This window comes from Terrabacter koreensis (genome assembly GCF_054783315.1).
In genome coordinates, this window is sequence record NZ_BAAGQU010000005.1 from 509,516 (window position 1) to 521,080 (window position 11,565).

Genomic DNA, 11,565 nt, shown 5'->3' on the forward strand with positions numbered 1-11,565 from the left:
AGACCGGTCCAGCAGGCCGAATCCTTTGGGTGCACAGTCATTTTCAATTGCCCACAGGGGGTACCAAGTACATCTTCGAGGTCGCCCGCCGCATCGCAGCTGAGCGATCGATCGAGATGCTCGTAGAGTCGGCCTCCCCGCTGTGGCGCGAGCGCTATGCAGAAGCCGGGATTCCGCTCCACGAGGTGGGTGGCCGAACGTCGACGAGCCTTGGGTACTGGGCGCTGTTCCCGTTTCACCTTTGGCGTGATTTCAAAACTGTGGGGCTGCACGCTGCCAGCGCCGACGTCATCGTAACGAGCTTCTTCCCCATGCCATGGCTCGCGGGCCGGGTCGCTCGGGACAAGAAGGTGAGGCACGTTTCCCTGTGCTTCGAGCCCTTCCCGTTCTTCCACGACCGAGAGGTCATTGGCATGTACCCCGTTCCGAAACGATTGCTGCTCAAAGGGCTTCGTGTCGCCTACGGCCACCTGGACCGGGCGGGTATTCTCGGCGCCGACTCCGTGGTCACACTCAACGAGTCGACGCGACGACAGATCGAGGTCACCTACGGTCGTTCCGACGCGATTCCTGCGTATGCAGGTGTGGATACCGAACTTTTCCGACCGTATGCCGCGGACGAGGTGGCTCACCTGACCGCTCGCTTCGGGCCGGGGCCGTGGATTGTCCACTCGACGGACTTCTCGCCGATCAAGCGAACCGACCTCGCGCTCAAGGCCTTTGCAGCCTGTGCCCAGTTGAGTTCGACGGCAGGGCTCCTGGTGACCAGTACCAGACAGGACCCCTCCGCAGAAGGGGCGATGCATCGCCTTGCCGAGTCGCTTGGTATAGCCGACCGTGTCGTCTTCGGGGGGTTCCTCCCTTTCGAGGATCTCCCCCGGGCGTACTCCATGGGTACGGTGCTGTTGCAGACCGGCACGTCGGCCGGCTCGGGCGCCACGACGATGTCCCTGCCCGTCAAGGAAGCCCTGGCATGTGGCACGCCCGTCGTTCGCAGCGGGGTCACGGACGAGGACGTCGAGGAGGGAATCAGCGGATACCTAGTCGACCCGACCGACAGCGCGACGACGGGAGCGCGACTGGCGGAGCTTTTGGCCGACCCCGCTAGAGCTACGGCGATGGGGATGGCGGGCCGGGAGCGTATCAAGCGGACCTACACGTGGCCTTCTGTTGTCGACGCCGTCCTCGGAGCCGTGAGGTGAGCCGCCGCGCGCTCATCACAGGGGTGAGCGGGTTCACCGGACGTCATCTCGCAAGACAGCTCGTGGCGGCTGGGTGGGCCGTCACCGGCACGGTGCGGAGTCGCGCTGCAGGCGTCCCGGGGGTCGACGAACACGTGGTGGGCCTGGATGAGTGGGCACGGGTTCGCGAATTGGTCGAGAGCTGCAGGCCGGACGTCGTCTACCACCTCGCGGCCATCGTCGACACCGTGACCACGCCAGACCTTCATATGCTGTATCGCACCAACACCCTGGGCACGGCGTCCGTGCTGGACGCGGTCCTGGCGAGCGGCCTCCATCCGCGCGTCCTCTTGGCCAGCTCGGCTTTCGCCTACGGACTCGTTGCCAATGGCGGCGAATGCGTCGCCGAGGACACGCCTCTGAGGCCGCTCACGCCGTACGGCGCGTCCAAGGCTGCTGCGGAAGCCATTGCGCTCCAGTGGTGGCGACAGACGGGCATCGACCTCGTGGTCGCCCGGGGCTTTCAGCACACGGGGCCTGGCCACGTCGGCGCCTACGCCTTGGCTGACTGGGCCGCTCAGCTCGCGAGCGGAGCTACAACCCTCGAGGTGGGCAGCCTTGACGTCGTTCGTGACTATCTCGACGTGCGTGACGTCGCCTCCGCCTACGCCGCTCTCGCGGAGCATGGACGGCCCGGAGAGGCGTACAACGTCGGCAGCGGCGTGGGCAGGACCATGCGTCAGATGCTCGATGGCCTCGTCACCGCCTTCGGCCGGCGTGTGGAGATCCGCAGGGCCGTCGGAAGGTTTCGGGCAAGTGATCAGCCGGTCTTCGTCGCCGACATCACGCGGCTGACCACTGATACCGATTGGACCGCTGCCTACACGCTCGACGAGACCATGCGTGACCTTGCAGCATCGGCGACTGCGACCACGACGCCAAAGCCGAGATGACTGATTTGCACCATTGCGACGACACCTCGATGGGTAGGCTGACGAGGCGCCCGCCCGCCGCCCGGCGCCAGTATTCCTGCGCCACGAGTACGAAGGATGAGAAGTGACGAAACGTGCCCTGATCACCGGCATCACCGGGCAGGACGGTTCCTACCTGGCCGAGCTCCTGCTCTCGAAGGGGTACGAGGTGCACGGGCTTATCAGACGCGCTTCGACGTTCAACACCACGCGAATCGACCATCTGTACGTCGACCCCCATGAGTCCGGCGCCAAGCTCTTCCTCCACTACGGAGACGTCACCGACGGCTCCCGTCTGGTGACGCTGCTGGCGCAGGTCCGGCCGGACGAGGTCTACCACCTCGCGGCGCAGTCGCACGTGCGCGTGAGCTTCGACGAGCCTGAGTACACCGGCGACACCACTGGCCTCGGAACCATCCGCCTGCTCGAGGCGATCCGTATGATCGGGCTGGAGTGCCGCTTCTACCAGGCTTCGAGTTCGGAGATGTTCGGAGCGGCGCCCCCGCCGCAGAACGAGGAGACGCCCTTCTACCCTCGCAGTCCCTACGGCGCGGCCAAGGTCTACAGCTACTGGGTGACGCGCAACTATCGCGAGGCCTATGGCATGTTCGCCGTCAACGGCATCCTCTTCAACCACGAGAGCCCTCGTCGCGGCGAGACCTTCGTGACGCGCAAGATCACGCGGGCCGTCGCCCGCATAAAGGCCGGGCTGCAGGACGATCTGTACCTCGGCAACCTCGACGCGGTGCGTGACTGGGGGTACGCCCCAGAGTTCGTCGAGGCGATGTGGCTGATGCTCCAGCACGACGAGCCTCGCGACTACGTGGTGGCCACCGGCAGCGCGTACTCGGTCCGTGACTTCGTCCAGTTTGCCTTCGACCACGCGGAGCTCGACTGGCAGAAGTACGTTCGCTTCGACGAGCGCTACCTGCGACCCACCGAGGTGGACGCCCTCATCGGCAACGCCACGGTGGCACGCGAGACGCTCGGCTGGGTGCCGAAGGTCCACACGCCCGACCTCGCGCGGATCATGGTGGACGCCGACATGGGTGCCTTGGAGACTGAGGGCTCGCCGTGGGTCCACCGGGCGTGGGCGCATGGCTGAGCGGGGAGCAGTTCTTGCCGTCGTCCCGACTCTTGGCGAGAGGCTGGACACGCTCGGCCCGGCACTCGCCAGTCTGCGCGCCCAAGAGCGGGTCAGCACGACCCTCGTGGTCGTAGCGCCCCCAGCCGCTGAGGAAGCGCGGGCGATCGCCCAGGAGCACGGTGCCGTCCTCGTCGACGACCCGCGACGGGGGCTGTCCGCCGCGGTCAACGCGGGCATCGCTGCCGCCAACGGCGAGGCGTACTTCTCCTGGATCGGCGACGACGACGAGCTGCACCCCTCAGGGCTAGGCACCTTGGTCGACATGCTCGAGCGCGATCATGGTGCGGTCGTGGCCTTCGGTGCCTGCGACTACATGGACGACAAGGGAAAGGTCTTCGCGGTCAGCCGGGCCGGCCGCTGGGCCAGACGGGTTCTGGCCTGGGGCCCTGACCTCATTCCGCAGCCTGCCTCGCTTACCCGCCTCTCCGCCATGAGAGCGGTCGGGCCCTACGACGAGGGCCTGCGCTTCGTCATGGACCTCGACATGTTCCTACGGCTCCGCGCCCAGGGTTCCTTCATCAGCACCCAGCAGCGCGTCGCCAAGTACCGGTGGCACCCGGACGCCCTCACAGTTGCCAACCGCGACGTGTCCATCTCCGAAGGCGACACCGTGCGGCGCCGACACCTGCCCCGCGCCGTCCGCCCACTCGCGTTCGTGTGGGAGCGTCCAGTGCGGATCGCCATCAACCTCGTCTCGGACCAGCTGTCCAAGCGTGCCCGGCAGCGGCGCGCATGACGGAGACCGGCCGCGGGCGGCTGCAGCGCGACGCCCCGTTCTACGTCGCGGGGCACCGTGGACTCGCCGGGAGCGCGATCTGGCGCCACCTCGAGCGCGAGGGCTTCAGCGGTCTCGTCGGGCGCTCCTCGGCTGAGCTCGACCTGCGCGACCGCGACGCGACGTTCGAGTTCTTCGAACAGACGCGGCCGCGCTACGTCGTCATGGCGGCCGCCAGAGTCGGCGGCATCCTCGCGAACAGCACGCGCCCGGTCGACTTCCTCTCCGACAACGTACGCATCCAGGTCAACGTCCTCGACGCCGCCCATGCGTACGACGTGGATCGCCTTCTCCTGCTGGGCTCTTCGTGCATCTATCCCAAGTTCGCGGAGCAGCCGATCAAGGAGTCGTCGCTGTTGACGGGGGCGCTCGAGCCGACGAACGACGCGTACGCCATCGCCAAGATCGCCGGTGTCGTGCATGTGCAGGCGATGCGACGCCAGCACGGCCGCTCGTGGGTCAGCGCCATGCCGACGAACCTCTACGGCCCCGGGGACAACTACGAGCAGGACTCCTCGCATGTGCTGGCAGCCCTGATCCGTCGATTCCACGACGCCCTCGAGATCGGCGCGACCACCGTCACCAACTGGGGCACCGGCTCTCCGCGCCGCGAGTTCCTCCACGTTGACGACTTGGCCTCCGCGGTGCTCCACGTCCTCGAGCACTACGACGAACCGTCACCCATCAACATCGGCACCGGGCGCGACCTGACGATCCACGAGCTGTCTGGGTTGGTCGCCGAAGTGGCGGGCTACGCCGGCGACATCGAATGGGATGCATCAAAGCCGGACGGCACCCCTCGCAAGCTGCTCGACGTGTCGCGTCTCGAGGCGCTCGGCTGGCGATCCAGCATCGAGCTGCGTCCTGGGGTGGAACAGGCCTACGCCTGGTACGCCGACCACGCGGCCACAGCGCGCCGCTAATCCTGTTGGGCGGCGGAAGGTCGGCTCCGTCCGCCCCGGATCCCCGTCATTCGCGAGGTTGCGAGGTGTCCGACTGGGCGTCGCGCGCCTCGGCCTGCAGCCGGAGCAGGGCCGCGTCCTCGGCGATACGAAGCAGCTTCTTCTCTAGTCGTCCGAACTCGGCCGTGAGCTGGATGAGGATGAGCAGCAGCCCGAGGAAGCCGATGAAGAAGAGCAGGTTGAGGGGGATCGCGACGCCGGCCACGCGGGCCGCCCAGTCGAGTGCGCCCGGAGCGAGGGCCATGACGGTCGTGATGACGCCGACGAGGGTCCACGTCACGGCGAACCGGCCCCGAATATAGCGTCGCCGGACCATCTCGAAGATGGTCAGCACGACGAGCGCAGCGCCCGCGACGGCGAAACCGAATCCACCGGTCACGGCAGCGCACCCCGCACGACCGGCTTCGCCCGAACCATGCCCAGGAACACCGTCGCCACCGCACGACCGGCGTAGCCGATCGACGACACGGTGCCTTGGCTGGGGCGCCCACCGACGCGCTGGCGCATGACGACACCGGTCTCACTGACCCGCAGGCCGGAGCGACGGGCGAGCACGAGCGACTCGACCGTGTCGCCGAGGTACTCGCAGGGGTAGTGGTCCGCGAACAGCTCGATGGCGGGCCGGGAGAAGGCCCGGAAGCCGGAGGTCGAGTCGGTCAGGACGTTGCCGACGACGCGGCTCATCAGCCCAGCGACGATGCGCATGGCGACGCCACGCACCGGATGCAGTTCGTAGTCGGCGCCCGCACCGAACCGGCTGCCGATGACGATGTCGGAGCACGTCGTGGCCTGGATGAGAGTCCGGGCCTGCGCCGCGATGTGCTGGCCGTCGGAGTCGACCTGCACGACGACGTCGTAACCGTGGGCGGCCGCGTACCTGAACCCCGTACGCATCGCGCCGCCGACACCCATGTTGAAGGGGTGTCGAGCGACCTTGACAGGAAAGAGATGCGCGATGGCAGCCGTGTCGTCGGCCGACCCGTCGTCAACCACGAGCACGTCGCACTCCGGAAGGCTCTCGAGCACCTCTGAGAGAACCATCGCGATGGCCGCGGACTCGTTGTAGGCGGGCATGACGACCAGCACGCGTGGATCGGTCGCCCACCCGCCCTTACGGTCTTCCTTCGCAGCCATCGTCCCCCCAGAAGTCGTGTCGTCCGCCCCCCGGCGGATCGCGTCCGCGCTCATGGTGCATCGCACTCGTCGCTCTTGTCCGGCGAACGGACAAATCGGCCTCAACGGAACAAGCTAAATGTGCGAAGCGGCCTTGTACGGTGACCCCGTCGCCTAGGCTCACGGCGTCTGCGACTCGATGAGGCCCTGCCGGGACTCTTCGAGAGCTCGAGCCAGAGGTACGCGTACGTCGAGGGGGACCACATGCGCGAGGCAACACCGCCACAGGCGCCCCCGGTGCGCGAGGGGGTGCATCAGCGCACCAAGGCTGCCGCACCTGTGCGACTCTTGGTGCTCGCGCGCACCTGGCTGCTGCGGTGGTGGGTGCCGTTGTCGATCTTCGCGGCCTCACGCGTCGTGGACACGGTCTTCCTCGCCCTGGCCGCGCAGGACCAGGTCGCCCTCACACGGACGCGTCTCGACTACTACGTGTACGAGCCGACGCCTGCGGACCCCGGCTACCTCGGGATCGTGTCCAACTGGGACGCTCAGTGGTACCGGCGGATCGCGACGGATGGTTATGAGCTACCGACACCCGGCGCGAGTGCCGCGGACACGCGAAACACGCTGTGGACCTGGGCCTTCCCTCCGGCGTACCCGATGGTGGTCCGTCTGCTCATGTCCTTGACGAACCTGTCGTTCCCGGTCGCTGCGACGATCGTCAGCTGTCTCGCTGGCGCGGCAGCGATGATCCTGCTGTACCGACTCGTGCACCGCACGGGCGGCGCCTTCCTGGCGACGGCGACCGTGCTCTTCTCGTCGTTCTTCATCAGCGCGCCTCTCCTGCAGATCGGCTACAGCGAGTCCGTCGCCCTCCTGTTCCTGATCGCGGCGCTGAATCTCGTTGCAGACCGGCACTACCTGTGGGCGTCGGCTGCCTTGCTCGCCCTCTCCATGACGCGGATCGTGACCCTCCCCTTCCTGCTCGTGGTCCTCGTCCACGGCTACCTCCGCTATCGCTCCGAAGGTGCCTTCTGGCGGTCACGGCGCAGGGAGGCCGCCTCGCTAATCTTCCTCGGCTTCATGAGCGTCTTCGGGCTCGTGTCGTGGATGCTGCTGGCATCCCTCTTTATCGGAACCAAGGCGGGGCTCGCGCGAAGCGAGGGCCAGCGCAGCCTCTACCTCGGGTGGTTCGAGGACGCCTACCACCTCTTCGGCGTGGGCGGCCCCGTCCTCATCGCCGTCTTCCTGGCGCTCATCGCACTGCTCATGCTCAGCCGCACCGGCAACGCCTGGGCTCCGGAGCTTCGAGCGTGGTCGGTCGCCTATCCGGCCTTCCTCTTTGCGATGACCCCGATCCTTCCGGCGGTCCTGCGCTACCTGATCCTGACACCGACCCTGCCGGTCATGCTGGCCGCTACGCCCAAAGAAGCTACCCGGCGCAACATGATCTGGGTCGGCGTCGTGCTGCTAGTTCTCGTGCTGTGCCAACGCTGGTATGCGGCCAACATCATCGTGGTGTGGACCACCGAGCTGCGGCCCGCCCCCTGACCTCCTTGGATGGCTGCGGTCCTCGCAGGCGAGTCAGCGCGTGAAGAGGCTGTAGCCGGCAACGGTTGTGCCCTGCGTCATCCCGGCGGCGACGGCCATGCGCGCCTGCGCCGAGCCGGGGCGCGCCACGACGATTTCTGCGCCGGCAAGGGCGCGTTCGGCGCCGACCGAGTCGCCCCTCATGAACGCCAGGTATGCCGCCTGGTCGGCTGTCGGGAACGCGTCCAGCGGGTTGCTTGCCCACACCTTCGCACCGGCCGCGGCGAGGGACTCCGCAAACGGCTCTGCGACGAGCGTGACCTGCCCGCTGGTTGCCGAAGCGACCTGTGCAGCTTCGTAGTCCGAGGCCTGGAACTGTGGCGCCCGGAGTGCGAGCACGGCCGGGATCGCCATGAGGAAGGCGACGAGAGCCACAGCTGTCGGAGTTCGCCACTCGCGCTTCGCGGGGACCGCCGGCATCAGGCCGTCGGCACCCCGTGTCGCGCGCGAGCGGGACACGGCGGCCGGAACCTCGAGGAGGAGCACGAGCCAGATGCCGTGGCGCGCAGCACTCACCGTGGCGACAGCAAGGCCTCCTGCTGCGACGTACTCCCACGTCGGCCGGCGGCGACTGAACGCCATCGCGCCAAGGACGACCACTGCGAGCACGAGCAGGATGTCGAAGGGGTTGGAGAGGGTGAGCCGGCTCCACATTCCCGAGTCGTCCCTGGTCGCCTCCCCACCGAAAACCCGGGCGTAGTAGCTCGGGGCCCGCAACAGTCCCGGGTTGAGGCACGTAGCGGCCAAGACCGCGACGCCCAAACCAACTGTGCTGAAAGGGAGCCGGCGTAGCCGAGAGAAGGTGAGGTAGCAGCCGAGCACCGCGACGCCGGCCAGCACGGCACCGTGCAGATTGCTCCACACTGCGACGAGGGGGACGCTCCACCAGAGTGCAGAGGAGGGGCGCTCGTGGTCACGCCTGATGAGGACGAGCAGGACGGCATACGGCAGGAGCGAGAGCAGCTGGGCGCGGGCGATGAGCAAAGGCGGAGCGGCGCCCACGGCGACGGCGACGAGCGCCACAGAAGTCGCGGACGGCCCAGCGCCCCACCGCACCGCATTCGTGGCCAAGGTCGCCAGGATGGCGGCCACGACCACCACCTGGGCCACGACCACGCCCACACTGCCCGCCTGGTGAAGCAGCGAGAACACCACCTGTCCCAGTGCGGTGGTGTTGACCCAGTCATCGGAAGGGGCTGCGGCAAAAGGGATTCCATTCGGAATGGCACGCGTCGAGCGGATGTCGTCGCCGAGTGCTGAGAGCCACAGGGCGTCGGACCCGATGACCGTGAACCAGGCGGCGGCGAGGGTCAGCAGCCCGATGACCACGAGCACGCCGAGGGCCGGCGGCCGCTGCACCGAGGTGCTGTCGGGGCGGGGACGTTCGGACAACGGTCCTCCGGGATGAGTGGGCGGGTCGCCTGCAGCGCGTGTCGAGCAGGGGCTCGGCACGCCCCAACCGTGCCACCTAGAGGTGTCCGAAAGGAGAATTTTGGGATTCAGATGACAAGTTCAACCATTTTCGAGACGCCACTTGTGCCGCCACCTAATCTTCCTTCAGCGGGGGGCACATCGGGTGGCCCTGCATCACCGGGAGGAACCCTTCACCATGACCAAGATTGCAGCCAAGATCCAGACCAAGGCTTCGACGATGCTCGACCGCGAGCGCGGCGCCACCGCAGTCGAGTACGGCCTCATGGTCGCGCTGATCGCTGTCGTGATCATCGCCGCCGTGACCCTTCTCGGCAACAAGCTGTCCACGACCTTCAACAACGTCGCGAGCCAGGTCTGAGCGTTTGTCGCGGGCGCGAGACCGAGGGGACGGTCTCACGCCCGCGACGCTGGCGCGGGCGTGTTACAGACAATCACCAACAGAGAAACCAGCCCTTCGGGGTTAATAGTCAGGGAGAACAACATGACCAAGCTCGCCGCCAAGATCCAGACCAAGGTCGCGTCCATGCTGGACCGTGAGCGTGGAGCCACCGCTGTCGAGTACGGCCTGATGGTCGCGCTGATCGCCGTCGTGATCATCGCCGCCGTCACCCTGCTCGGCAACAAGCTCTCGACGACGTTCAACAACGTCGCCGACCAGGTCTGACACCGAGTACGAGGTCCGGGCCGCGGGGGGCGCCGGACCGCACGACAACTGCGAGGGGAGGGGTGATCGGGCATGGCCAGAGCTGAGCGGGGCGCTTCAGCCGTGGAGTTCGCGATCGTCCTTCCCGTTCTGTTTGTCGTCATCGCCGGCATCGTTGACTTCGGTCGCTACTTCTTCGCGCAGATCGAGGTTACGAACGCGGCTCGCGAGGGGGCCCGTGTCGCCATCGTCACGCGTGGTCCGACTCCCGATCCCGTTCCAGTGATCACTGACCGGGTCAAGGCCGCGCTCCCGAATGTGGGGGCGGCCTCCATCACGATCTCTCCGATCAGTACCTGCGCGACCGGGTCCACGGCGGACGCCTCGGTCAACGTGCAGGTGCCGTTCAGCTGGATCGTCATGGGACCCGCCATTCGCATGGTGCGTGGCACCTGGTCTGGCAGTCAGTTCGTCTCCTCGACGGGAGTCATGCGATGTGGTGGGTGAGGTTGCGTCGCCGGATGCGGCGAACCAAGGAACACGGGGCCGTGGCGACCATCGTCACGGTCCTGCTCGCAAGCGGCGTCATCATGGGCATGCTCGCTATCAGCGTGGACGTCGGTGCCATCATGTCCGAGCGTCGACAGCTACAGAACGGTGCCGATGCGACCTCGATGGCCCTTGCGAGAAGTTGCGCAAAGAGTCTGGCCGAATGTGCGTCGGACTCGAACGCCGTGACCTCGCTGAAGCCGCTGGCCAACGCGAACGCGAAAGACAGCAGGACCACAGTTGCGAGCGTCTGCGGTCACAACGTCGCGGCACTCACCCCGTGTGGCGTAGGAAACATCTCGGATCTGGGCAACTGTCCTCCCTCGACCCTCGCGGCCGGCGTTACCTACGTCGAGACGCGCACCGTCACGGAGACAGCTTCTGGGGCATCGTCCCTGACGACGCCTTTTGCTCGCGCACTGACGGGAAACCCCGCGGGCACGACAGTGAGAGCGTGTGCGCGGGCTGCTTGGGGTCCGGCAGGAAACACCGGCGCCACGCTCCCGCTTACCATGGGCTACTGCCAGTGGGCGAACGCGACGAAGGATGCGGCCGGCGTTCCCGGTAAGAGGTACGCACCGAGCCCGCCCTACTCGACGGCCCCGTTCGACAAGAACACCGACGTGCCGAGCGAGATCAGCGCTGGAAACTATCCTGTCGCGATCCTGGCCCACGACAGTGCTGAGAACACCACAAACGTCTGCGGCGTCAATGCAAACGGCCAGGACTACCCGGGTGGGTTCGGCTGGACTGCTGCCAACGAGCCGTGCGACGCCTCCTTCAACTCCACCGGAACGGTCGGCGGCGACACCGGTTCGCTCCCCAGTAACTGCAAGGACAACGCGGACCTCGCCCGCTATGTGGGAACCGAGGTTGCCCTCCCCATCGCCATCTCGGCCAGCGGCACCGGGTCGAGCTCCGTCTTTGAGCTGGAGGGGATCGCAACCTTCTTTCTCGCCGGATTTGTCAAGGTCGCGGCCGCACAGCCGGACCAGTCTTACGCGAAGTACAAGGAACCGTCCGGGCTGTGTACAGGGAAGTGCAACGGCTCCGTCACCTACATCTGGGGCTGGTTCACGACCGGGATCCTGCCGGCAGGCACCGTGATCGGCAGCGGACCATCCCGCGGAGCCACCGTTGTGGCGCCCGCCGGCTGACCACACGAGAACCATCATGAACTTCTTCTCTGGGGGGACTCCC

General features: G+C 67.0%; 13 protein-coding genes. 10 read left to right on the plus strand and 3 right to left on the minus strand.

The genetic code is table 11. The features are described from left to right. The first annotated feature begins 47 nt into the window (after nt 1-47). The 5 genes from ACYVNR_RS14620 to ACYVNR_RS14640 all read left to right on the plus strand — a co-directional run bounded on the left by ACYVNR_RS14620 (nt 48) and on the right by ACYVNR_RS14640 (nt 4,997). Nucleotides 48-1,202: a glycosyltransferase gene (locus ACYVNR_RS14620; protein WP_461048865.1), complete on the plus strand. Its 1,155-nt coding sequence runs from the start codon at nt 48-50 to the stop codon at nt 1,200-1,202. Then, nucleotides 1,199-2,134 (plus strand): NAD-dependent epimerase/dehydratase family protein, encoded by a 936-nt coding sequence (locus ACYVNR_RS14625; protein WP_461048867.1) that lies wholly within the window; start codon nt 1,199-1,201, stop codon nt 2,132-2,134. The genes ACYVNR_RS14620 and ACYVNR_RS14625 overlap by 4 nt, the downstream gene beginning before the upstream one ends. A gap of 103 nt (nt 2,135-2,237) precedes the next feature. Further along, nucleotides 2,238-3,257, plus strand: a complete 1,020-nt coding sequence (gene gmd, locus ACYVNR_RS14630; protein ID WP_461048869.1) for a GDP-mannose 4,6-dehydratase — start codon at nt 2,238-2,240, stop codon at nt 3,255-3,257. After that, a complete protein-coding gene (locus ACYVNR_RS14635) occupies nt 3,250-4,035 on the plus strand; it encodes a glycosyltransferase (protein ID WP_461048871.1) in 786 nt (261 codons plus the stop codon). Before gmd ends, ACYVNR_RS14635 begins: the two co-directional genes overlap by 8 nt. Continuing rightward, entirely contained in the window at nt 4,032-4,997 is a 966-nt protein-coding gene (locus ACYVNR_RS14640; protein WP_461048873.1) for a GDP-L-fucose synthase family protein, read from the plus strand. The genes ACYVNR_RS14635 and ACYVNR_RS14640 overlap by 4 nt, the downstream gene beginning before the upstream one ends. Nucleotides 4,998-5,043: 46 nt before the next feature. On the opposite strand, the gene ACYVNR_RS14645 is transcribed toward ACYVNR_RS14640, so the two are convergent. Continuing rightward, the gene (locus tag ACYVNR_RS14645; protein WP_461048875.1) at nt 5,044-5,415 is read right to left on the minus strand and encodes a DUF2304 domain-containing protein; all 372 of its coding nucleotides are present in this window, start codon (nt 5,413-5,415) and stop codon (nt 5,044-5,046) included. Further along, nucleotides 5,412-6,170 (minus strand): glycosyltransferase family 2 protein, encoded by a 759-nt coding sequence (locus ACYVNR_RS14650; RefSeq protein WP_461048877.1) that lies wholly within the window; start codon nt 6,168-6,170, stop codon nt 5,412-5,414. Before ACYVNR_RS14650 ends, ACYVNR_RS14645 begins: the two co-directional genes overlap by 4 nt. A gap of 243 nt (nt 6,171-6,413) precedes the next feature. On the opposite strand from ACYVNR_RS14650, the gene ACYVNR_RS14655 reads away from it, so the two are divergent. Continuing rightward, nucleotides 6,414-7,700, plus strand: coding sequence for a hypothetical protein (locus tag ACYVNR_RS14655; RefSeq protein WP_461048879.1), 1,287 nt, complete (start codon nt 6,414-6,416; stop codon nt 7,698-7,700). A gap of 33 nt (nt 7,701-7,733) precedes the next feature. Here the strand turns inward: ACYVNR_RS14655 and ACYVNR_RS14660 are convergent, their stop codons facing one another. Then, complete coding sequence (locus ACYVNR_RS14660; RefSeq protein WP_461048881.1) at nt 7,734-9,131, minus strand: hypothetical protein; 1,398 nt, start codon at nt 9,129-9,131, stop codon at nt 7,734-7,736. Between the two features lie 217 nt (nt 9,132-9,348). Here ACYVNR_RS14660 and ACYVNR_RS14665 point away from each other — a divergent pair, with 217 nt between their 5' ends. The 4 genes from ACYVNR_RS14665 (at nt 9,349) to ACYVNR_RS14680 (ending at nt 11,522) form a co-directional block, all read left to right on the plus strand. Further along, a complete protein-coding gene (locus ACYVNR_RS14665; protein WP_461048883.1) occupies nt 9,349-9,531 on the plus strand; it encodes a Flp family type IVb pilin in 183 nt (60 codons plus the stop codon). A gap of 123 nt (nt 9,532-9,654) precedes the next feature. Further along, nucleotides 9,655-9,837: a Flp family type IVb pilin gene (locus tag ACYVNR_RS14670; protein WP_461048885.1), complete on the plus strand. Its 183-nt coding sequence runs from the start codon at nt 9,655-9,657 to the stop codon at nt 9,835-9,837. A gap of 102 nt (nt 9,838-9,939) precedes the next feature. Next, complete coding sequence (locus ACYVNR_RS14675; protein ID WP_461048887.1) at nt 9,940-10,323, plus strand: TadE family protein; 384 nt, start codon at nt 9,940-9,942, stop codon at nt 10,321-10,323. Between the two features lie 41 nt (nt 10,324-10,364). Then, a complete protein-coding gene (locus tag ACYVNR_RS14680) occupies nt 10,365-11,522 on the plus strand; it encodes a TadE/TadG family type IV pilus assembly protein (protein WP_461048889.1) in 1,158 nt (385 codons plus the stop codon). Nucleotides 11,523-11,565 lie beyond the last annotated feature (43 nt).

Bases quoted from the DNA above. Each gene is read 5' to 3' on its own strand.
- ACYVNR_RS14635 (WP_461048871.1), top strand. From the start codon at position 3,250: ATGGCTGAGCGGGGAGCAGTTCTTGCCGTCGTCCCGACTCTTGGCGAG.
- ACYVNR_RS14640 (WP_461048873.1), top strand. From the start codon at position 4,032: ATGACGGAGACCGGCCGCGGGCGGCTGCAGCGCGACGCCCCGTTCTAC.
- ACYVNR_RS14650 (WP_461048877.1), bottom strand. From the start codon at position 6,170: ATGGCTGCGAAGGAAGACCGTAAGGGCGGGTGGGCGACCGATCCACGC.
- ACYVNR_RS14655 (WP_461048879.1), top strand. From the start codon at position 6,414: ATGCGCGAGGCAACACCGCCACAGGCGCCCCCGGTGCGCGAGGGGGTG.
- ACYVNR_RS14665 (WP_461048883.1), top strand. From the start codon at position 9,349: ATGACCAAGATTGCAGCCAAGATCCAGACCAAGGCTTCGACGATGCTC.
- ACYVNR_RS14670 (WP_461048885.1), top strand. From the start codon at position 9,655: ATGACCAAGCTCGCCGCCAAGATCCAGACCAAGGTCGCGTCCATGCTG.